This is a genomic window from Hyphococcus sp. (assembly GCF_041986965.1).
Taxonomy (GTDB): Bacteria; Pseudomonadota; Alphaproteobacteria; order Caulobacterales; family Parvularculaceae; genus Hyphococcus.
The window spans coordinates 108664-130221 of record NZ_JBHIXB010000003.1 but is presented as its reverse complement, the minus strand read 5'-3'; the positions used below and the strand labels follow the sequence as shown (position 1 = coordinate 130221).

Annotated in this window: 13 protein-coding genes; 7 read left to right on the top strand and 6 right to left on the bottom strand. The window is 58.6% G+C overall.

Going from position 1 to position 21558, the window contains the following annotated elements; all coding sequences use genetic code 11:
• Positions 1 to 555: an LOG family protein gene (locus ACFC5L_RS14305; protein ID WP_375203695.1), complete on the bottom strand. Its 555-nt coding sequence runs from the start codon at positions 553 to 555 to the stop codon at positions 1 to 3.
• Between the two features lie 101 nt (positions 556 to 656).
• On the opposite strand from ACFC5L_RS14305, the gene ACFC5L_RS14300 reads away from it, so the two are divergent.
• Positions 657 to 1640 (top strand): LysM peptidoglycan-binding domain-containing protein, encoded by a 984-nt coding sequence (locus tag ACFC5L_RS14300; RefSeq protein WP_375203696.1) that lies wholly within the window; start codon positions 657 to 659, stop codon positions 1638 to 1640.
• A 9-nt stretch (positions 1641 to 1649) separates the two neighbouring features.
• Here the strand turns inward: ACFC5L_RS14300 and ACFC5L_RS14295 are convergent, their stop codons facing one another.
• The 5 genes from ACFC5L_RS14295 to xrtD form a co-directional block, all read right to left on the bottom strand.
• Positions 1650 to 4955 (bottom strand): efflux RND transporter permease subunit, encoded by a 3306-nt coding sequence (locus tag ACFC5L_RS14295; protein ID WP_375203697.1) that lies wholly within the window; start codon positions 4953 to 4955, stop codon positions 1650 to 1652.
• The gene (locus ACFC5L_RS14290; protein ID WP_375203698.1) at positions 4952 to 6025 is read right to left on the bottom strand and encodes an efflux RND transporter periplasmic adaptor subunit; all 1074 of its coding nucleotides are present in this window, start codon (positions 6023 to 6025) and stop codon (positions 4952 to 4954) included. Before ACFC5L_RS14290 ends, ACFC5L_RS14295 begins: the two co-directional genes overlap by 4 nt.
• 168 nt (positions 6026 to 6193) lie before the next feature.
• Positions 6194 to 7027: a CpsD/CapB family tyrosine-protein kinase gene (locus ACFC5L_RS14285; RefSeq protein WP_375203699.1), complete on the bottom strand. Its 834-nt coding sequence runs from the start codon at positions 7025 to 7027 to the stop codon at positions 6194 to 6196.
• A gap of 35 nt (positions 7028 to 7062) precedes the next feature.
• A complete protein-coding gene (locus tag ACFC5L_RS14280; protein ID WP_375203700.1) occupies positions 7063 to 8718 on the bottom strand; it encodes a GumC family protein in 1656 nt (551 codons plus the stop codon).
• Positions 8719 to 8987: 269 nt separating this feature from the next.
• The gene (gene xrtD / locus ACFC5L_RS14275) at positions 8988 to 10613 is read right to left on the bottom strand and encodes a VPLPA-CTERM-specific exosortase XrtD (RefSeq protein ID WP_375203701.1); all 1626 of its coding nucleotides are present in this window, start codon (positions 10611 to 10613) and stop codon (positions 8988 to 8990) included.
• Between the two features lie 460 nt (positions 10614 to 11073).
• On the opposite strand from xrtD, the gene ACFC5L_RS14270 reads away from it, so the two are divergent.
• The 6 genes from ACFC5L_RS14270 to ACFC5L_RS14245 all read left to right on the top strand — a co-directional run bounded on the left by ACFC5L_RS14270 (position 11074) and on the right by ACFC5L_RS14245 (position 21356).
• Positions 11074 to 12285 carry a WecB/TagA/CpsF family glycosyltransferase gene (locus ACFC5L_RS14270; RefSeq protein ID WP_375203702.1) on the top strand — a complete coding sequence of 404 codons (1212 nt, stop codon included), beginning with the start codon at positions 11074 to 11076 and terminating at the stop codon, positions 12283 to 12285.
• A gap of 66 nt (positions 12286 to 12351) precedes the next feature.
• Complete coding sequence (locus ACFC5L_RS14265) at positions 12352 to 14772, top strand: tetratricopeptide repeat protein (protein WP_375203703.1); 2421 nt, start codon at positions 12352 to 12354, stop codon at positions 14770 to 14772.
• A 60-nt stretch (positions 14773 to 14832) separates the two neighbouring features.
• On the top strand, positions 14833 to 16986 hold the full coding sequence (locus tag ACFC5L_RS14260) for an AAA family ATPase (protein ID WP_375203704.1): 2154 nt from the start codon (positions 14833 to 14835) through the stop codon (positions 16984 to 16986).
• 44 nt (positions 16987 to 17030) lie between these two features.
• Positions 17031 to 18230, top strand: coding sequence for a glycosyltransferase family 2 protein (locus ACFC5L_RS14255; RefSeq protein WP_375203705.1), 1200 nt, complete (start codon positions 17031 to 17033; stop codon positions 18228 to 18230).
• The gene (locus ACFC5L_RS14250) at positions 18227 to 19207 is read left to right on the top strand and encodes a glycosyltransferase (protein WP_375203706.1); all 981 of its coding nucleotides are present in this window, start codon (positions 18227 to 18229) and stop codon (positions 19205 to 19207) included. The genes ACFC5L_RS14255 and ACFC5L_RS14250 overlap by 4 nt, the downstream gene beginning before the upstream one ends.
• 16 nt (positions 19208 to 19223) lie before the next feature.
• Entirely contained in the window at positions 19224 to 21356 is a 2133-nt protein-coding gene (locus tag ACFC5L_RS14245; RefSeq protein WP_375203707.1) for an NAD-dependent epimerase/dehydratase family protein, read from the top strand.
• Positions 21357 to 21558 lie beyond the last annotated feature (202 nt).

The following is a 21558-nucleotide window of genomic DNA, read 5'->3' as shown; positions in this document are numbered from 1 at the left end:
CTACGCCCGCTCGCGAAGCGTGCTGCGTTCGGCGGCTTCGAAAACTTCGTCAACAGTATCGACGAATTTCAGGTCGTTCACGAGCTCTGAGTCGGCGAGACCTTTTTCGACGAAGTGATCGAGAAGTTCTTTCAACGGCGACCAGAAGCCATTGATGTTCAAAACGATGAGCGGCTTGCGGTGAAGCCCGAGCCGCGCCCAGGACAGAACTTCGATAAGCTCTTCCAGGGTCCCGATGCCGCCGGGCAGCGTGAGGAAAGCGTCCGATTCTTCATACATCATCATCTTGCGTTCATGCATGTTCGTGACGATTTTGTGATCGACGCCTTCAAGAACGCCTTCAAGTTCGACAAGAAAATCGGGAATAACGCCGAAGACTGGGCCGCCCGCATCGCGCGCTGCGCCGGCGGTTGCGCCCATCAGGCCGAGCTTGCCGCCGCCATAGACAATACGGCAGCCTCGTTTGGCGGCTTCTTTTCCGATGGCGATGGCGGCTTCTTTAAAGGCGGGGTCCGTACCGGGTCGTGACCCGCAATAAACACATAATGATTTCATGAGCTTACACGTTTCTTGGTTTGGGGTGGCATTGTACGCCGATTTACCTATGGGTAAAGTACCATTTAAGCCGGGAAGAAAGCGTTAAGGAGCAGCCATCCATGCGTGTCATCATCATAATCCTGTTACTGATCGTCGTGGGTTTCATTGGCTGGAAGGCGGCCGAGCGATTTAAAATTATCGAAAGTCCTGCAGATGAAATAGTTGAAGAGCAAACGCCTGACGCGGATGAGCCGCTCGGAGAAACGCCTGCGGAGCCTGCGCTGCCGAGCTTTGACATTGTGCGTGTTGATCGTACTGGGTACGCCGTCATTGCCGGGCGCGCCCAACCCGGTTCAGAAGTCACGATCTACGCCAATGAAGCAGAGCTTGCAAAAGCGCCTGCTGAACCGGACGGCTCCTGGGTGATTGCAACGGATACGCCGCTTGACGCCGGTCCGGTGGAGCTCAGCCTCTCCATGCGCACCGAAGACGGAACTGTTATTCGGTCGGAAGATACAATCGTTATTTATGTGCCGGAGCGTGACGGCGACCTGCCGCTAGTTCTGCGCACGACGCCGGGCGGCGCCACGGAAGTGTTGCAGGACCCGAGTGAGCGACCGGAAGGCCTGGGCCCATTGTCGCTAGATGTGATCGACTATGACGACGCCGGCGCCGTGATTTTCTCGGGCCGGGCGACGCCGGGACGCATTGTTGAGCTCTACATCAATCGCCAGCTGATCGGACGGGTCCCCGCCAACGAAGAAGGTCGCTGGACCGTTGCGCCGGAGGCGCAGATCGCGCCCGGCGTTTATAATTTGCTGGTGATCCAGCTGGATGAAACGGGCCGGCCGGAATATGCGATTGAGTTGCCTTTTGAGCGAGCCAGTATGGACGACATTCAGCTGCGTGACGGCAAGGTGATCGTACAGCCCGGCAACAGCCTTTGGCGCATCGCACGGCGCGCCTATGGGCAGGGCGCTCAATACACCATCATCTATGCGGCGAACGCTGCGCAGATTCGCAATCCCGACCTTATCTATCCGGGACAGATTTTTGATGTGCCCGAGGCAGAGACAGAAGAAACGCAAGAAGAAGCGAACTAGCCCGCGCAGTTATTCCGCTGCGTGAGGATAGCCCTGATCCGCTGGTTTAACCGGCGTTGCAGGAGCATGGCTGGGCGTTTTCAAACCGACCCTTGTTTTGATCCAATTGAAACGGCGGTTGCACCAGCCCGCGGCGGCGGGGGCCCGATTGCGCAACACTGTCGGCGCGGCCAGCATGACCGGCGTCAAAACCAGTGTCAGAACGGTGGAAAAGGCGAGGCCGTAAACGACGGCGGATGACAAGAGCACCCACCAGTCCGACGTCGTCGAGCCATGGGTCACTGTACCCGCGGCGAAATCCACATTGATCTCGAACACCATCGGCAACAGCCCGAGAATAGTGGTCGCGGTGGTGAGAAGCACCGGACGGATGCGCTGCGCCGCGGTGCGCACGACCGCATCCTCTACGGAAAGGCCCTTGCGCCGGAGATACTGATAGGTGTCGATCAGGACGATGTTGTTGTTCACAACAATACCGGCCAGCGCGACGATGCCGGTGCCGGTCATGATGACGGAAATATATTGACCGGTAATCGCGATCGACAACAGCACGCCGAAGACGGAGAGGATCACGGCGGAGAGTGTCAGCGCCGCATGATAGAAACTGTTGAATTCCAGCAGCAGGATCATGGCGATCATGAAGAGCGCCGCAAGCATGGCGTTCTGGAAGAAACTCGCCGCCGCCGCCGTTTCTTCGTCTGCGCCGCGCATCACCCACGTAACGTCGGGACCGAGCGCGCCCGTTTCGAGCCATTCTTTCAGATGGTTGATGGCGCGATCCTGGCTGACTTCATGGCCGCTGACGCGCGTATTGCCGTTCGCTTTCACTTCGATGATGCGGGCGCCGTCGCGGCGGATAATTCGGTCAACCTGCGGTTTCGGCAAGCGTGCGACGAAATTCGACAGCGGCACTGACCCTTGCGGCGTCTGCACACGCACCTGATCAAGGGCGAAGATATTGCGATTTTTTTCTGGATAACGCACGCGAATATCAACTTCATCGTCGGCGTCTTGCGGGCGGTATTTATCGACGAGAAGCCCATCGGTCACGAGTTGGAGAACGGCGCCCGCCTGCTGCACGGAAAGGCCATAGCGGCCCGCGAGCGCACGATCGATTTCGATAGACCATTCGATGCCCGGCAGGGGCAGCGTGTCTTCCTGATCCATATAAGTAGGCACTTCCTGACCATCGATGACAATAGCAGTGGTGTCGATGAACGCGCGCGCTTTCTTTGCGGCGGCGACCATGGCCTCGAAATCGGGCGAGGAGATTTCTAGTTGCGCGTCTTTCCCGACATCAGGGCCTTGGGCGCGCTGGCGCACTTCTACATGAACGCCCGGCACATTGCGCACACGTTCGCGCAACTGATCGAGCACAATATAGGAATGTTCACGCTTGGTGTAATCTACGAGCGTCAGGCTGATCTGCCCAATCGTTTCGACAGGCGCTTCCCGGCCGCGAGCGAGTTCAGGGCCGGTCTGAATGTAGATATGTCCGATCGCAGGATGATCTTCGACGCGGGCGGCGACGTCCTTGACGATGTCGATTTTCTGTTCTGACGAAAGGTTCCCCCGCGCCAGCACGAGGATGTTGGCCTGATCGTCGTCGTTACGAATAAAGAATTCCACTTCCGGCGCGGCTGCTATGAAAGAGGAGATGCAGATGAAAACGACGCCTACCGCAGCCACTACGACAAGCAAAGGCCGCGCGACAAGTTCTTTGAGAACTCGGGCGTAAGTCGCGATCGGGCCGTCGAGCTTGGTCGGATCGATTTCGTCAACTTCGTATCTCTTTTCCGGGCTTTCAGTCTTCCCTTTTATGTGGAGTTTCTTCTTCATCCACTCGGGAATGCCAAAAAGTGAGCCGATGACCGGAAGAAATATGAGTGCAACGAAGAGCGATGAAGTCAGGACAAAAATCATCGTCAGCGGAAGAAACTTCATGAATTCGCCGACCATGTCATTCCAGAACAGGAATGGCACGAAGGCGGCGAGTGTTGTCGCTGTTGACGTGATCACCGGCCAGAACATGCGCTTCGACGCTTCAAGATAGGCCTCGCGTCGCGGTGCGCCTTCCGCCATGCGGCGGTCGGCGTATTCGACAATGACGATGGCGCCGTCAACGAGCATCCCCACGGCGAGAAGGAGGCCGAACATCACCATCATGTTCAGCGTGTATCCAAAAGACGCAAGCAGGAGGAATCCCATCAGGAACGTCGAAGGGATGGCGATCCCAACCATCAACGCCGATCGGAGCCCCAGGGCGGCGACGACCACGATCATGACGAGAAGGATCGCCGTCATCACGGAAGAAGTCAGATTTTCAAGACTGTCTTTGACGAAAACCGATTGGTCGCTGGTAAACTCATATCTGATGGTGGCGGGCCAGGTCTTTGATTCTTCTTCAATGGCGTGGCGGGCTTCTTCAATCGTCTCGACGATGTTAAAGCCGGAACGCTTTGAAATTTCCACGCCGATGGCGAGGTCGCCGTTGAAGATCGCATAGCCGTCACGGTCCTTGAAGGTGCGTCGAACGGAGGCGATATCGCCAATGGTCACGACATTGTCGCCGTTGACGCGCACTGGCGTCGAGGCGAGGTCGGCGGCGTTGCGCACCAGCCCCGGCGCTTTCACCGTGAAACGGCCGTCGCCAAGATCGACGGACCCGGCGGTGACAAGCTGGTTGTTGGCCGTCACCGCATTGATGACTTCAAGCTCTGTGAGGCCGTAGGATTCAAGCGTTTCAGGATCGACGATGATCTCGAGCAACTCTTCGCGTGAGCCCGTCAGGCGCGCTTCCAGCACGCCGGAAAGGCTTTCGAGCCTGTCTTCAAGACGTTGGGCAACCTGTAACAGCGCCCGTTCCGGGGCGTCTCCATAAATGATCGTTGTCAGGATCGGGAACAGTGTCTGGGCGTTGAACTCCTGAACGATCGGCTCTTCCGCTTCGTCGGGAAACTCGGATTTGGCGCGGTCCATCGCCTCGCGCACGTCAAGCACCGCCTGATCGATGTCGACCGTCGCCTGAAATTCTAGAATAAACTGGGCGGCGCTGTCATAGGCGAACGCGTCAATCTGTTTGAGCCCTTCGACATTTTGAAGTTCAAGCTCTGCAGGGCGTACAAGAAGTCGTTCGCCGTCTTCCGGCGAAATGCCCGGAAGCGGAATGGTGACGCCGACAAACGGCGCGGGCACGTCAGGGTCGGCTTCGCGCGGGATGGTGCGATAGGCAAGCAGGCCAAAAAACACCATGACGACGAGCGCCGTCATGACGACGCGTGTGCGCGAAAATGCGGCGTCGATGATGCCGGTCATGCGCCCGCCTCGTCCGCTGTCACGGCGTCAACTTTTTGCCCGGCCGTGACATATTCCTGGCCGGTGACAATCAGACGGATATCACCTTCTACGCCCGCGACCCAAAAGCCTGAAGGCGTTTCGCCGATCGGCCGTACAGGAGTGAAAACGACAATATTGTCCTTGTCGAGGCTGCGCAGGCCAATCTCGCCGTCATCATTGAGGACAAGCGCAGCGCGGGGGACGCGATGCGCGCTCGTTTCTTCGGCGAAGATGGTGAATTCAGCGGTGACGCCGTCACGAAGCGCGCCGTCCTCGTTCGGCACTTCAAGCTCTATGTCGAAAGTCCGGGTCGCAGGGTCGGCGCTCGACGAAACAAACCGCACAACGCCTTCAATGGTTTCACCAGTGGCGAGACGGGCGCGGCCTCTGTCGCCCTGATGCACCTTGGCGACGTCGCGTTCGGAGACGGCGCCGACAACAAGAAAGGGCGAGCGTTTGATAATTGTGGCGCAGGGATCGCCAACATTCAAAAACGCGCCGATTTCGGCGTGCCGCTCGTCATAGACGCCGTCAAACGGCGCCTTGATATCGGTTTTGTCGAGTTCGACGCGCGCGCGCTCAAGCGCAGCAGCGGCCTGGTCCCGCGCGGCTTTCACGCTGGCGACAGCGGTTTCAGAACGGTATCCGCCTTCGCTCAGCTTCGTTGCGGCCTTGTAATCGAGATCCGCCTTGGCGTAAGCGGCCCGCGCTTCGGCGAGCTGGGCCTTGCGTGCATCTACATTAAGCCGGCACAAAATATCGCCCTCGGAAACTTGCGCGCCAAGCGCCGCGGGTGTTTCCGCGACAATGCCGCTGGTCTCAGCGCGGAGAATGACCTTGCGCTCAGCCTTGGTGCGCCCGCGCACAACGATTTCGTCACGCCACTCGGCCGGAGAAATTGTGTCCACCACGACTGTGAATGTATCGGCTGCCGCCGCCTCGGGCGCGGCGTCGCTTGCGCCGCCGCCAAAGAGACCACGGGCCAGAAAATAGAGGACAATCAGGGCGACGAAAATGCCGGCGAGCTTGACGGACTGGGACACATTCATAAGGCCGGCTCTTGCGGTAGATGGATAACAGGGAGTTAAGACCTATTCTGTGAATAAATCCTTCATGGTTCACTATACTGGTAAGTTTACCGTCCAGCTTCAAGCGCGCAGAACGGCTGGGAACTGCTTTTATGCAGCGGCGGTCGCTAGGTTAGCCTGTTTCAGCCCTCAGTAATACTGGTTGGGCATGAAGGCGGCGGGCGCCTTGTTCAGGACCGTGCCGAGAATATTGCTCTTGCCGAGGATCCGCTTGGCTTCCTTGAGGTCGTCGGCCCGCGTGTCGCCGCTGGCCGCGACCAGAAGCGCGCAATCGACCTTGGGCAGGAAAGCGATCGTGTCGTCGCAGCCGAGCAGCGGCGACATGTCGAAAATGACCACACGGGAGTTGAAGTCGTGGACCGCCGTATTGATCAGTTCGTCAGCGCGGGATGAGGTCAGATGTTCGGCCCCGCGGCGCGTCACACGCTCATTGGCGATCAGCACCACGTCTGACAGGCCAGGGCGCACCGCCACATCGCGGACCGTGCATTTGCCTTCAAAGAAGTCCAGGGATGATGGCGCATCGGTAACGCCGAGATAGCGCGCGACGCTCGGCCGATAGAAATCGAGGTCGACAAGCGTCGCCCGCGAACCCGCTTTTGAGCTGATGGCGATGGCGAGATTGATCGCCGTGACGGTTTTGCCTGCGCCGGAGCCCGGCGAGACGACGGCGATGGTTTTCCAGCCTTCGGCGTCAATTCTTTGCAGCACTCTCGTGCGCAACACGCGATAGGCGTTCAGCACCGGATCCTGTTCATTGGCGATGATCCGGTTGCGCGCGAAGTTATCGAAGTTGCACTGAACGGACGGCAGGTTGAGCGGGTCGCCATGGTCGGCGGATACGGAACGAACGCTCGGCGGCGCTTCCGACGGCTGCGGTCTTGGCGCAGCAGCGACATCGCCTTGCGTAGCTGTTTCCCGCGTTTGCCGCGCCCGGGTGACTGCGTTGCGAATTCGGTCCATGGGATCGCCTTACTCTGAATCTTTTTTCATCGGGTTCACAGCGCCGGTTCCGGAGTCGGCTCGGGCCCTGGCCGCCGCTTGGCCTTGCGTCGGCCGCGTCCCCAATTTGGCGGCTTAAAGGCTGGGAAGCGGCCCTTCTTATCGGCCTCGCTGTATATAAAGGGAATGACGGCGATCGGCTGGACTTCCATGATCGAGGCCAGATGATTGCGGCCGCGGATACGCGCCTGCAGCAATTCCAGCCCCAGCGCGACCATACCCCCCAATCCGAAAGCCGCGAACAGCGCCATGACGATCAGCTTCGGGCGGTCCGGGCTTGACGGCTTGTCAGGCTGCAGGGCGGGCTCAAGGATGGAGAACTTCTCCGCCTGTTGATTTTCTTCGAGATTTTCCGCCAGCTGGGCGCTGCCGCGCTTGGAGAGCACTTCCTGATATTCCTGGAACAAGTTGTCGTAATCACGCGTGAGGGCGGTGATGCCGCGTTCGACTTCCGGGGTGCGGGCGATGCGCTCTTCGAGATTGGCGATCTCGGTCATCAAACTCTCGGTTTGCTTTGTCAGCATGCGAATGCGGTTTTCGACAACGGCGATGCGGCCTTCGATCTGTACGCCGGCGATGTCGGAGGTGCCCTTGCGGGTTTCTTCCGAGATGCGGTCCGAGAGCGTGTTGCGCGCCGCTTCGACATCGGCTTCCGCCGCGGCGATTGCTTCTTCGTCAGGTGTTTCAGCGCGCTCCAGTGCTGTAAGCGCATCTTCGGCGGCGCTCAATTCTCCGCGCAGGCGAGTGATATCGGAGCTCGGCGCCATGCGCGCCTTGATCGATGCGATTTCTTCGCGTTTGGCGACGACTTCCGGATAGTTGTCGCGGTAAGTGGCGCGCAGGCGAGCGAGTTCGGATTCGAGCCGGGCGAGCTCTGAAGAAAGACTGTTGTCGGCGTTGGCGCCGCTGATCAGCTGCGTTTCAAGGAAGCGGCGTTCTTCTTCAAGCTGGGTGATCGTCGATTCAGCATTGCTGAGATTGTTGCGCGCCCGCTCCAGCATGTTGAGATGCATGTTGAGATGTTCAGGCAGCGCATTTGCATTTTGCGCCTTGTACTGGGAAACTCGCTCTTCCATCTTCGCAACTTCTTCACGCAGGCGCGTGGATTCACGTTCGAAGAATTCCGTTGTGTTCGAAGCGCCGGCGGTTCGGGTGCGAACATCTTCGTCCAGGAAGAGCGTGATGAACTTATTGGCGACGAGATAGGCTTTGTTGGCGTCGCGGTCCGTATAGGCGACAGTGAACGCGATCGTATTGTCGCGGCCTGCGCTGCGCGCTTGCGCCGAGGTTGTAATCAAATCAACGCGAAGGCGTTGGCGCATGAGATTAACGCGTTCGCTCTCCGAAAGGCCGAGGGAGCGCGGAAAGAGATTATACTCGTCAGCGACTTCGAGTAAGCGATTGCGAGTCATGACCCGCTGGCGGATCATGGAGATACGCTCCTGCGCATAGGAGTTAATCGTGGATCGCACATATTCCGTCGGGATCTGTTGAGACTCGACAAGGATTGTGCCCTGCGCCGTGTATTTCGCCGGCAGCAGCATCACGGCCACAATGCCAATGGGGGCAAGCGCGATAACCGGCAGAATGAAGGCCAGAAACCGGCGCTTGAGGATGATTAGAATGTCTTCAAGTGAGAATTCTTCGCCCATCTGGGTGATCCTGCTTTCTGTGGGCCGGGTCCGCCGGTCCTGATGCGCCCCTTGATTTGCAAATATTGCGCCGATTTCAAGGCATTCAGCCAGATAGGGCGGCGGCGCTGGCGATTTTGCCGGGTAAGCCCGGTCTTCCGCGCCGCGCCATCCGGCCAGCGAGCCTAGGCCGACTTTCTGAAGCGGACCTTAGCAAATGCAAAAAAAGAAAAAACCGAAAAAAAACCGCCTCTTGTATGAAAAATGGCCAAGAGGCGGCTATCGGTCCCCTAATCGTTTGGATCGAACTCCTGGGTCGCCGTGGCGCTGGCGTCTGGAATATAGGCGTCAAGCTTGGGATCAAGCGTGCGAAGGAACCCTTGCAGGCGTGCATCAGCGTCGCTTTCCAGCTCTCCCCGGTCGATCGGGGTCATAATCCGGATCATGGCGCCGTCGGTCCTGCGCAGTTTCACCGCGTCCAGGATCAAAAAGGACTTCATCGCGAATTCATTGGCGAGTTTACGCCCGCGCTGGTCGTACCAGTAGTAGACGAGCTGCTTGACGCCGCGGTTTTCAATCACGATGCGGTTAAAGCTGAAGCTGTCGCCGTCATCGAGTTCTATTGACGCATAGTCATGGTCGACGATTTGCCAGCCGCCGCCGGGGATGCATTGGCGCGGCGAGTGCCAGCTATGGCCGTGGCGCTGCATGTTCAGATAAGCGATATAGAGGTTGAAAACTTCGTTTTCCGGGCTTTGCAGATTTGTGATGATGTAGTCGTCTGCGCCCAGCACGTTGAGCGTGTCTGCATCGACCTCCTGAACGTAGCTCTTCCAGCCATCGAGTTCATAGGGAAGACCTGCGAGATCGGAGCGTTCCGGCACCCGCAAAATATTTGACGTCGCGAAATGAACGTAACCGCCGGCGATGACGATCATGGCAAGCGCGATAAGCCCGTGAAGCGTGTATTGCTTACGGCTCCATTGTGTTCCGTCAGGTTGCGCTTCGATGTCCGGCAGGCCGAGAACATCGCCGACGGACTTGCGGCCCGAAAGCCGGGAAAGGACTGCAATGACGGCGAAAAGCAGCGCAAGGCAGAGAAGGAAAACCACCCAGCCTTCAAACATGTGGATGAAGCCTTCGGCATGCTCCGGGCCAAAACGCTGAACGAGGAGACCGGTGACGGCCACGCGGAAAGAGTTCATGACGATGGTGATCGGGATCGTCGAAAGGAACACGATGGCGCGCTGCCAGATCGGAGCGTGGAACAGATAAGCGGCGAGAAAGCCAAGGCTCAAAAATGGAAACAGATAGCGCAGGCCCGAGCAGGCTTCGGCGACCTGCAGCTTGTAGTCGCCGAGGTCGATAATGTTGCCGGAGAGGTAAACAGGGATGCCGAGGAGCTCGATCATCCAGACCCCGAGCTGCGAGGACCAGAGCTGGAAATGCTGTGAGAGGACGGTGATGACCCAATAAGGCGGCGGCACCATAAATAGCAGGAAGCCGATTGGGAGCAGCGTCAGCCAGAAAATCCGCCAGCCGCCGAGCGCCAGCGCCAGCGAGGAGAAAAGCAGGATCATCGCGAGATGCTGGAAGATCATCAGCGATGTGACGGTCAGTTCTGAGAGCACCAGAATAATGGCGGACAGAGCGACGCCGGCGAGGCCCAGCGCGACAGGTTTACCGAGGCTGCCTTTCAGTGCGTCGCGGCGCGACCAGATGATCCATGCTGAAATCACCGGCAGGAAATAGCCGTGGCTTAATTCCTGTTGCTCGCCCCATCGCATGAACAGGTTTTCAATCCCGCCGAAAAAGGCAAACACCGTCGCCGCAGCGAGGGCGGCGGCCAGATAGACTGGGCGAAGCGTAAAGCCTGCGCCTGAAGGGGAGGGCTGCTCGTTGCTGTTATCGGACATGAGGGATGGGTGTTTCCTGCATTTTCTGGGCGGGACAGCCCCTGTGACTGGCCCTGTTGTGGTCGCCGCGTTCTCGCGCGCGTTATTTAAGGACGGGATTTCAGCAAGATTGGCGCCGGATCATTTGCGACCTCTACCCGCAAAGTAAAGGCTCGCCCACCCGATCTCACGCCGGTTTGTTAATCTTGTCGGTCCGGTCTTAAGCATCTCGAGGCCGGAAAAAATTAATCATAACAGTCTCTTAAAGCAATCCTTCCCGATTGCGCCAGGGGTGGCGTTAGAGTCGGCGCCATGATTTTCATGGGGTTGTGGGGTAAAAAAACTCTAAAAGACACGCAAGGGGTGAATCTGGCCTGCAGTTTGCTGTGTAGCGGGCCAATGGACAAGCGCTTTTGGTTTACAGCGCTTCCGGTTTCGAACTGAAACGGTGTTAACGGGTTAACTTTTGGAACAGCCCCTGATGAGTATGAGCGATCCCCTTTTGAACCAGACGGCGCAAAGCCCGGAAGCGGTCGGCGCTGTGGCGCCGCTGCGCCGGGATGATTTTGATCGCGATGTCTGGTGCCTGATGGGGCTTGCGGTGGACGCCGCGGACATTAACCGCGCTATCGCAGAGATCGATGACTCTGTCAGGACGCGCCGCCAGCTTTCCTTCGTGACGCCAAATGTGAATTTTCTCGTGCGGGCCATGAAAGACGAAAGCGCGCGGCGCGACATCTTGAATGCCGATCTCAGCCTTGCCGATGGCGCGCCGCTGGTCGCCATGGCGAAAATGCTGGGCGTTCCAGTGCCCTCCCGCGTCGCCGGTTCCGATCTTTTCGAGGCGCTGCGCCGCCGCCCGGGTTTTTCCGGCCGTCGTCTCAAGGTCTTCTTTTTCGGCGGCCGTCCCGGCGCCGCCGAAGCCGCCTTCGACGCCATCAACCGCGAAAAAGGCGGCGTTGAGGCGGTGGGCTGGCACAATCCCGGTTTCGGCGACGTAGAAAGCATGAGCTCTGACGAGGTGATCACGAAGATCAATTCAACGGAGCCGGATTTCGTCATGGTGGCGCTTGGCGCCGCCAAAGGGCAGGCCTGGATCGAGTATAACCGTGATCGCCTGACCGCGCCCGTGACGGCTCATCTCGGCGCAGTTGTGGATTTTACGGCGGGCGGTGTGGCCCGCGCCCCGGAATGGGTGCAGCGCGCCGGTCTTGAATGGGTATGGCGCATTAAAGAAGAACCTTCCTTATGGCGGCGTTATTTCGATGACGGGGTGGCGCTGGCCTGGCTCGCTTTGACCGGGTTGCTGCCGCAAAGCCGCCAGGCGGGCGCCGTTGCCGGCGATGCGCAGGCCGATGTAACCCAGGGCGCGGGTGAGACGATTGTCCGTATTACCGGCAAGCCGGGCCATAACAGCCTCAAGCCCGTGCGCGAGGCGTTTCGAAGCGCCGCCGCCCGGGGCCGCCCGGTGTGTCTCGACCTCGCCGGGGTTGAAGCCGCGGACCGCGCCTTTTTGGGACAGGTCCTGATGCTGGAAAAACATCTCGCCCGCGCTGGCGCTTCAATTACGCTTTCCGGCGCAAATCGGCGGCTCAAGGCGCTTTTCCGCGCCAACAGAATGAATTACGCCCCGGCAGGCGCCTCACAAAGCGCCGCCCGGGACGAAACCGGCCTGCGTAAAGCGGCTTTCTAGGACAGACGTTGTAACAAGGTTCCAACAGTGGCAAACCCAAAGACCTTAGTAAGAAGGGTGGAGATAATGACGGCGACAACGACAAAAACACGGCGATCAGGAAAAAGCGCGAGCTTGAGACTCTCAAGGCTTCTCGCTGTTTCAGCGCTGGCGCTCACGGCTGCTTGTGCGTCGCCGGAAGAGAAAGTCGCAAAATACTCCGCCGAAGCCGCGGAGTTCCTTGAAGAGGGCGATCTCAACCGGGCGTTTATCCAGTATCAGAACGCGATCAAAATTAATGAAGAGCATGTGCCGTCATTGCTTGGTCTCGCCGAGATTGCTGAACAGCGCCAGGACTTCCAGGGCATGTTTGGTCTGCTGCAGCGTGCTGTGCGGCTCGATCCCAACCTTGTCGACGCTCATGTGAAGCTCGGCAAGCTCTATCTCATCGGCAGCGATGAAACGACCGCGCTCGAGGAGGCGGAAAAAGCGCTCGCCATCGAGCCCGGCAATATTGACGCACGGGCTCTGAAGTCGGGCGTCCTTCTGAAAATCGGAGACAGCGCCGGCGCCATTGAGCTCGCTGACGAAGTGATCGCTGAGGATCCGGCGAACCCGGAAGCGGTAACAGTGCGCGTAACGCAATATTCCATCAATGACGGATGGGAGAAGGCGCTTGGCGAACTGGACCGCGCGCTCGAAATCAATCCCGAAGTCGCAATGCTTCAGCTCTTGCGCATTCATGCGCTCACCATGCTTGAACGCACGGATGATGTTCGCACTGCTTATGCAGACCTGATCGAACTCTTCCCGGAACAGCCTGCTTATCGCCGCGTCTATGCGAATGAGCTTATCAAAGTGAACGATTTCGCCGGCGCCCGCGATCAGCTCGAAGGCATCGTTGCTCTACAGCCTGAAAATCTGAATGCGAAACTGGATGTTGTCCGCATTATTAACAGGAATGAAGGCGCCGATGCAGCGGAAGAAAAGCTCCGCAGCTATGCCGAGGCCTCACCCGACAATATGGATCTTCAATTCGCGCTCGCTGATTTCTACGCTGGTTCAGATCAGGATGACAAAGCCCGCGACGTGCTCGAGGGCCTGGCGGCCAGTGAAGATATGGACGTTGTGCTGAAGGCGAAAAACAGAATCACCACAATTTTGTTCGCAGAAGGCAAGACAGATGAAGCGGCTGCGCTTGTCGATGAGATTCTCGCCGCCGACGAATATAACACCGACGCGCTGCTGCGCCGGTCCGCGCTGCAGATCGATGCTGAAGAATATGATCAGGCGATCAACAATCTGCGCGCCGTGATCGACAACAGCCCGGAAACCTTTCAGGCGATGATCCTCATGGCGGCGGCTTTCGAGCGTCAGGATAATTTTAGCTTCGCGCAGGCTGAACTCGCGAAAGCTTTCGAGGCTAGCCAGAAGAGCCCGGCTGTTGCGCAGCAATTTGCGCGCTTCCTGCTTCGCCGCAAGAACGCCAATCGCGCCGAAGAGGTTCTTGAAGATTCTCTGGCGGTGCATCCGAACGAGGTTGAGAATTTGCGCCTTCTCGCATCGATCCGTCTCGCCCAGCAGGATTGGCGCGGCGCCGAAGAGGTTGGCCAATTGCTGGCGAATGCCGGCCGTGACGCGCAGCTTGCTTCAACGATCAAGTCCGCCGCCTATATCGGCCTTCAGGACTTTGGCAGCGTCATCGAAACGCTGTCCGCTCAGAATGAGAGTGCGCCGTTGCAGGGGCGTCCGCTTAACGCGCTCATCGATGCTTATATTCGCGAAGAGCGCACGGATGAGGCCAAAGAGCTTTTGGCGCGCATGCTTGAAACGGATCCGGAAAATTACGTCGCTCAGCTTCAAATGGCGCGGGTCCATCTCGCCCGGGGTGAAAAGAGCGAGTATGAATCCATATTGTTGAAGGCGACGGAGACAAACCCGCAGCGTTCCGAAGCGTTTGATTTCCTCTATCGCCACTATCTCGCGGAGAACCGTCGCGACGCCGCTTCTGAACTCATTGAGCGGGGATTGCGTGCGGCTCCGGAGAACGACGCTCTCAAAGTCTTCAAGGCTGATGTGCTTCTCAATAGCGGAGATCGCCAAGGCGCTCTTACGCTTTACAGCGAGCTTATAGAGAAACGCCCCGATGACCGCATCATCGCCAACAACTTTGTCAGCCTGTCGAGCGATATGCGTCTGGATGACGCCAGCATCGCCCGCGCGCTTGAAGTTGCGAAAACAATCGAGAGCATCGACAATCCTTATTATCGCGACACAGTTGGCTGGGCGTATTATCGCGCCGGCGATTACGCCAAGGCGATAGAGTATCTGTCGCAGGCAGTGGCCGCCGCCGGAGACAACCCGGAGATGCTTTATCATCTGGGCGCCGCGCAGGCGGCGAACGGCGACAAGGCTGCGGCGCGTGAAAACCTCGAAAAGGCGTTGAGCCTTGGCGGTGGAAACCTGTCATTTGCCGATGAGGCGACGTCGCTTCTGGCCAGTCTTTAGCGCCGGCCGTTTAGTGGCCGTTTAACAGTTTGGCTGACGCCAATCGAAAGCATTGACGTAATGTACGAACAGTTTTTCGGCCTAACAGAAAAGCCGTTTTCCATCCAACCGGACCCGTCCTTCCTCTATTGGGGAAGGACCCACCGGCTCGCTTATGCGATGCTGGAATATGGCGTTTTGAATCATGCCGGCATTTCTGTCATCACTGGTGAAGTCGGATGCGGCAAGACCACGCTCATTCACCGGCTGCTCGATCAACTCTCCGATACCCATACGGTCGCACTCTTGTCGAATGTTCAGGAAGGACGGGGCGACCTTCTTAGCTGGTTGTTGATGGCTTTCGGCCAGCCTTTTGACGACAGTTCGCATGTGGCGCTGTTCTCCCAGTTGCAACAATTCTTCATCAGTGAGTATGCGCAAGGCCGCCGCATCGTTCTCATCATTGACGAGGCGCAGAACCTGTCGACCGATATGCTGGAGGAGCTGCGGCTTTTATCAAATATCAATGCCGGCAAGGACCAGCTTTTACAGCTCATTCTCGTTGGTCAACCGCAATTGAAAGACGTCCTCAACAGACCGGAATTGTTGCAGCTCACGCAGCGTGTGGGGTCTGATTTCCATCTGACGCCGCTGAGCCGCGAAGAAGTTCATTCTTATATCGAAACCCGGCTGTCGATCGCAGGGTGCCGGCGCCGGATTTTCACGGAGCGCGCTATCGACCTAATTGCCGAGCAATCGCGCGGCGTTCCCCGCGTTATCAACGTCATTGCCGACACGGCGCTCGTTTACGCCTTTTCTGCGGAAGATCTGGTCGTCGGCGTTGAGACAATCCGCACGGTTGTGCGGGACAAAAAATCATACGGCGTTTTCGGCATAGCCTCGCATGAACCAAGCGCACCGCCCATCGCGGCGGCCGATGAAGAAGATGAAGGCCCCGATGCGTTTGTCGATGATCGCACTGACTTTCTGAACCGGCCTTTGCCGTCCGCGCCCGACGATAATGAGCCTGCCGGCGGCGGACGGGAAGAAGAATATGCCGGGGATGTTCCGGTGAAGACGCTCACAGATCTGCGCGCTGAAGTGACGAGCCGGATCATGCCGGCGTCCGATGAGACAGAAGTGCGGCTTGCAGAGCGTCCCACGCCCCAACCGCAAGCCGAGCCCGAGCCTGCGCCAATGGCGGCGCCTGCGCCGCAACCGGCTGCGCCCGCTCAGCAAAAAGCGCTCATTGGCGCGGTCATTATCGGCTCCGATCCGCGTGTTTCGCCCGAGGCTGCGATCCGCTCACTGCCGGAAGGATGCGCGGTTGTGTTCATGCCGCTCGGTCCCATGAACGAAGCTGTCGCCGCAGCGCGTAAAGTCGGCGCCGAGATCGCTGATATTGGCAAGGGGCCGCAAACAGCCGGGCGCGCCAAGAATGCTGGCTACCGTCATCTTAAGAAAATCCTGCCTGGCGTCCGTTATGTGCAGTTCATGGATGCAGCGAGCGTGCTCGATCCCGACTGGCTCGTCCATGCGGAAAAGTTCATGGAGCGCCGCCCGGAAGTCGCTGTGATCGAAGGACGCATGCGCCGCCGCAATGGCGATGAGGTGACTTATCCCACCGTCGCTGAACAGCGTAAAAATGAAACGCCCGGTGAAATTGTATCGGTTGTTGCGCCGGGCGCTTTTATGCGCACAGAGGCCTTCGAAGCGGCGGGCGGTTTCCGCGGCGATCTTCTTTCCTGCGAGGATGATGATCTCTGCATTCGCCAACGCCGACGCGGAGCCCATATCTGGCGTCTCGAAACTGATATGATGATCCGGGAGCCGCGCAAATCGAGCTGGTGGAAACGCGCCGTTCTGCGCGGTTTCGACAATGCTTACGCTATGTCGCTTCATGGCGGCCCGCCCGAACGTCATGGCGTCGGCGAAACTGTACGCGCCGTTTTGTGGGGCTTTTTCATCCCTGCCGGTATTGTCGCGGCGGCGGCGCTGGGTGCGATCGTAGCGAGCATGTTTGCGCCTATGACCCCGGCGCCGATTGCTGCCGCTGGCGTTCTTGCGATCGGCGTGGCGGTTTATGCGTTCAAGATTTTGGCGAGCATCCTCCGCCGCGGGCCGTTTCGTCTCAAATCATGGGGGGAGGCGTTTGGCGCGGTCTTTGGCCGGTTTGCCGAGGCGCTCGGCGTTTTCCGTTTCTGGTTCGGCGGCGACCGGCCGGCGCGCGCGTGACAAGGCGGCGAGTGATCGCCGCCGGTTCATAGGATCCTCGCTCCATGAGCTTTCTGGTTCTTGTCCTTTTATATGCGCTGGCGCTGGCCGGTTTCGCTCTTGCGCTCTTCCTTGCGCTTGAAGTTGCAGCGGCGGTCATGGAGACGAATGACGCTGAAGCGGATGCACCGCTGGCCGGGTCCATTGTCGTCGTTATTCCTGCGCATAACGAGGCGGCGGCAATTGCGCCGACGCTTCAAAATGTGCGTTCGCAACTTCGCGCAAGCGATCACATCCTCGTCGTCGCTGACAATTGCACCGACGAAACGGCGAAAGTGGCGCTAACAAACGGCGCCGAAGCCATTGAACGTAATGACCCTTCCCGGCGGGGGAAGGGCTATGCGTTGCAGTTCGCGCTCGATCATTTGCGTGCTTCACCGCCTGACATCGTTGTCTTTACCGACGCTGACTGTCTGTTTGCGCCTGGCGCCTTGCAGCAGATCGCAGCGGTTGCGGCGCGAGAAGACCGTCCAGCGCAAGCGCTTTATTTGATGAAGGCGCCAGAGGAAGCGGGGCCGCGCCTTCAGGTGGCCGAATTTGCCTGGGCCTTTATCAACAATGTGCGCATGCGCGGGCTGGCCCGGCTTTTCGACGTGACGCGGTTCACCGGCGCTGGCTTTGCCGCGCCCTGGCGGATGCTGTCAGGGCTCGATCTCGGCTCGGGTGAAATCGTCGAGGACCTGGCGCTCACTATGACGCTTATCCGTAAAGGTGCGCCGCCGCTCTTTGTCCCCGATGCTGTTGTTACGAGCGCATTTCCCACGGAGGACGCAGCGCTCACACGCCAGTCGGCGCGCTGGTCCATCGGTTCCTTGCGCTATAGCGCAAGGGCGAGCCTTGGCGCGCTTATGGATGGTTTTTCCAAAGGGCGTTTCGCTCAAATCGGCGCGGCCATCGATCTGATGATTCCGCCATTGACGATTTTTGTCGCGCTCTTGTTCGTGCTCGCTATCATCTGCTTTTTCGCCTGGCTGGTGACTGGTGTTTCCGTCGCCTTCCAGCTTGTTTTCTGGGCGCTTGTCCTGACAGGAGCGTCCATAGTGGTCGCATGGTTGCGCTTTGGGCGGGAATCGTTGCCGCCATCGGCTCTTCGCGGCGCCATTGGCTTTCTTCTTTCCAAAGTTTCTGTCTTTGGCGCCAAAGGCAGGGCCAGTGCAAAGACATGGACGCCGACGCGCGGCGGCAATGACGAGGCAGGCGAATGAGCGGCGCGCCTTCTATCGGTTTTGTCGCCATTGGCCGCAATGAAGGCGAGCGTTTTGAGCGTTGTCTCCTTTCCTTGAAGAAAGAGGCCTCGCGCATTGTCTATGTGGATTCCGGCTCGGCTGACGGCAGCGTCGCCTTTGCGAAAGGCGAAGGTGTTGAAGTCATCGAGCTTGACTGCGCTGCGCCTTTCACGGCGGCGCGCGCCCGCAATGCGGGATTTGACGCATTGTTGAAGGCATGGCCCGATACCGACTATGTGATGTTCATCGACGGCGATTGTGAATTGGCGCCCGGCTTCGCTACTGAGGCGGTGAAGGCGCTAACGCGTGATCCTTCACTTGGCGCTGTGACCGGTCGTTGCCGTGAGCGCTTTCCCGACGCCACAATTTATAACCGCCTTTGTGACATGGAGTGGGACGGCCCTGTGGGCGAGATCAAGGCCTGCGGCGGCATCTTCATGGTGCGCGCCGACAGTTTTAACGCTGTGAGTGGGTTCAATCCGACCGTGATTGCGGCGGAAGATGATGATTTCTGCATCCGCCTGCGCGAAACCGGCGTCAAAATTGTCCGGCTGGGCCGCGATATGTGCTTTCATGACGCGGATATTCACCGTTTCGGCCAATGGTGGCGGCGCATGGTGCGCGCCGGACACGCCTTTGCGCAGGTGGGCGAGCTTCATCCCGGTTATTTCGCCGCTGAGCGCCGCCGGGCCTGGCTTTGGGGACTTGTTCTTCCCGCTGTGTCGATAATCGCCGCGCCTTTCACCTATGGGGCGAGCCTTGCTTTGCTTCTTCTTTACCCGGCCTCGTTATGGAAAACGCGGCGCGGCCTTATCGCCAGAGGGGCGGCGCCGGAGCATGCGACCCTTGCGGCGAAATTTCTGACCCTGTCGAAATTTCCGAATGTGATAGGCCTGCTGGATTACAAGCGAAAGAAACTGACCGGCCGTCATATCGGCATTGTTGAATATAAATGAGGCCGCGAACCGCGCGATGACCATGGACAAAAAGCCGATCAGGGTTGCGCTTCTTGGCGCAGGATACATTTCAACCTGGCATGCGGATGCCTTGAAGCGCACGCCGGGTGTTGACCTTGTCGCCGTATGCGATCTGTCGCGCGGCGCAGCGGAAGGGATCGCCAGCGCCTATGGCGCGGCCCATGTCTTTACGTCGCTGGACGATCTTCTCGCCGCCGGTGTCGCCGATTGCGTGCATGTCTTGACGCCGCCTCATCTTCATGCGGACGCGACGGCGAAAATTCTTAAAGCGGGCCTCGCCGCCTTCGTCGAGAAACCGTTTGCGCTAAACTCTTCTGACTGCCGCCGTCTTGAGACATTGGCGCGAGAGAAAAATGTCGCTCTTGGGGTCAACCACAACTTCCTGATGTTGCCGTCTTATGACAGGTTGAAAGCGGATATCGAATGCCGCACCATCGGCCCGATCGACAGTTTTGAGGCGAACTGGCAATTTCCATTGCCGCCATTGCGTTCAGGCCCTTTCAATCTGTGGATGTTGCGGGCGCCGGAAAACATTCTGTTTGAAATCGGCCCCCATCTTTTTGCCTTTGTCGCAGACCTCTTTGGCGAGCTGAACAACATCAGCGTATCCCTGCGCAATCCCATAACGCTGCCGGGCGGCGTCGGCCATTACCAGAGCTGGTGTATTGCCGGGGAGGCGAAAGGCGCCTCTGTGGTGCTGAACCTGTCGCTGGTTGAGGGGGAGGATAATCGCAGCATCCGTTTGCGCGGCCTTGGCGCTGTTGCGGGCTATAATTTCGCAGAAGACACCTATCTGCGCGAACGCGCCTCAATGCAGGACATTGTCGTGGGACCGCTGGCGCGCCAGCTTTCGGTCGCAGGGCAGGCGGCGGGCGCTGGCCTCGCCAATGCGTTCCGACAGCTGAAATCGCTCAATGGTCTAGCTCCCTATGGCCTGTCGATCCAGCGCGCTATCGACAACTTCTATGCTTCTGTAAAAGCGGGGGCGCCCGTAGACCGGCGGCTGTCCGCCGGGCTTGCTGCGAATGCGACGGCGATGATCGAGGAGACGCTGGAGGCGGCGCGTCCCAAATTTTTACCAAAAGCGCCGCCGCCGTCACGCAGCGCTGCGCCGGCGAAGGGCGAAACGGCGCTGGTCATTGGTGGAACCGGTTTTATCGGTCGTGCACTATGTCACGCGCTTGCGGACAAGGGCTACGACGTCCGCGTATTTTCCCGCGGTTCAGGGGCGGGGCTTGATCGTGAGGACGGGCGCATTTCGGTGTTCACCGGCAGCCTGAACTCCAGTGATGATCTGTGCGAGGCGATGGAAGGCATTGGCTGCGTTTTCCATCTGGCGCGCGCCACCGAGACGAGCTGGGAAGGTTATCTTCAAAACGATGTGGGTGTTACGAATCGAATAGGCGAGGCGTGTCTCGCCGCCAGCGTGCGCCGACTTGTTTATACAGGCACGATCGATTCCTATGATGCGTCGCAGCCGGATCGCGTCATTACGGAAGCAACGCCGTTCGACCATGACCTTACGCGCCGTAACCTTTACGCGCGCTCGAAGGCTGCCTGCGAAGAAGAGCTGAAGAAGCTTGAGCGTGAACGCGGCTTGCCGCTGGTAATCGCACGGCCGGGCATTGTTATCGGCGAAGGCGGGCCCTTGCAGCATTGGGGCATCGCCATGTGGCGCGGGGCGACCGCTTGTAAATTATGGGGCGACGGCGAAAACATTATGCCTTTCGTTCTCGTCGATGACGTCGCGGACGGTTTGGTTCTCGCGATGGAAACGGAGGGCGCCGGCGGCGCATCATTCAACCTGATTGGCGAACCGATGCTTTCGTCCCGTGAATATTTCAAGACGATTGAAGACGCCTATGGCGTCGCCATGCGCGCAAAACCGACACCGCTCTGGACGTATTACGCGATCGATGTCGTCAAATATTGGCTAAAGCGCCATCTCGCCAAAAAGAAAGGCCTTACAAAGCCTAGCTATCGCGACTGGAAATCCCGGGCGCAATTGTCGCCTTACGCCAATGAGGGGGCGAAATCCGCCCTTGGATGGGCGCCGGAGCAGGATAAACAGCGCTTTGTTGAGCGAGGCGTGGCGACGGCCAAGCTCTTTGGCGTTAGCGACTCATAAAGAATATTTGCGAATCGTTTTGCATTAACGCGAACTATTCAATTGTTTCAAACAACCGCTTGTTAAGGTCTTGTCTCGCGCGCCTCAATAGTTTCCAGACGAGGCGATTAACTCTGTGTAATTTGCGCCATACCCCGCATGTTTTGGTGGTGTTCCAAACAATTCTAACAATCCTTTCAATCAACCTTTTCCGCGTGTGCAG

Bases quoted from the DNA above. Each gene is read 5' to 3' on its own strand.
- ACFC5L_RS14305 (WP_375203695.1), bottom strand. From the start codon at position 555: ATGAAATCATTATGTGTTTATTGCGGGTCACGACCCGGTACGGACCCC.
- ACFC5L_RS14300 (WP_375203696.1), top strand. From the start codon at position 657: ATGCGTGTCATCATCATAATCCTGTTACTGATCGTCGTGGGTTTCATT.
- ACFC5L_RS14295 (WP_375203697.1), bottom strand. From the start codon at position 4,955: ATGACCGGCATCATCGACGCCGCATTTTCGCGCACACGCGTCGTCATG.
- ACFC5L_RS14290 (WP_375203698.1), bottom strand. From the start codon at position 6,025: ATGAATGTGTCCCAGTCCGTCAAGCTCGCCGGCATTTTCGTCGCCCTG.
- ACFC5L_RS14285 (WP_375203699.1), bottom strand. From the start codon at position 7,027: ATGGACCGAATTCGCAACGCAGTCACCCGGGCGCGGCAAACGCGGGAA.
- ACFC5L_RS14280 (WP_375203700.1), bottom strand. From the start codon at position 8,718: ATGGGCGAAGAATTCTCACTTGAAGACATTCTAATCATCCTCAAGCGC.
- xrtD (WP_375203701.1), bottom strand. From the start codon at position 10,613: ATGTCCGATAACAGCAACGAGCAGCCCTCCCCTTCAGGCGCAGGCTTT.
- ACFC5L_RS14270 (WP_375203702.1), top strand. From the start codon at position 11,074: ATGAGTATGAGCGATCCCCTTTTGAACCAGACGGCGCAAAGCCCGGAA.
- ACFC5L_RS14265 (WP_375203703.1), top strand. From the start codon at position 12,352: ATGACGGCGACAACGACAAAAACACGGCGATCAGGAAAAAGCGCGAGC.
- ACFC5L_RS14260 (WP_375203704.1), top strand. From the start codon at position 14,833: ATGTACGAACAGTTTTTCGGCCTAACAGAAAAGCCGTTTTCCATCCAA.
- ACFC5L_RS14255 (WP_375203705.1), top strand. From the start codon at position 17,031: ATGAGCTTTCTGGTTCTTGTCCTTTTATATGCGCTGGCGCTGGCCGGT.
- ACFC5L_RS14250 (WP_375203706.1), top strand. From the start codon at position 18,227: ATGAGCGGCGCGCCTTCTATCGGTTTTGTCGCCATTGGCCGCAATGAA.
- ACFC5L_RS14245 (WP_375203707.1), top strand. From the start codon at position 19,224: ATGACCATGGACAAAAAGCCGATCAGGGTTGCGCTTCTTGGCGCAGGA.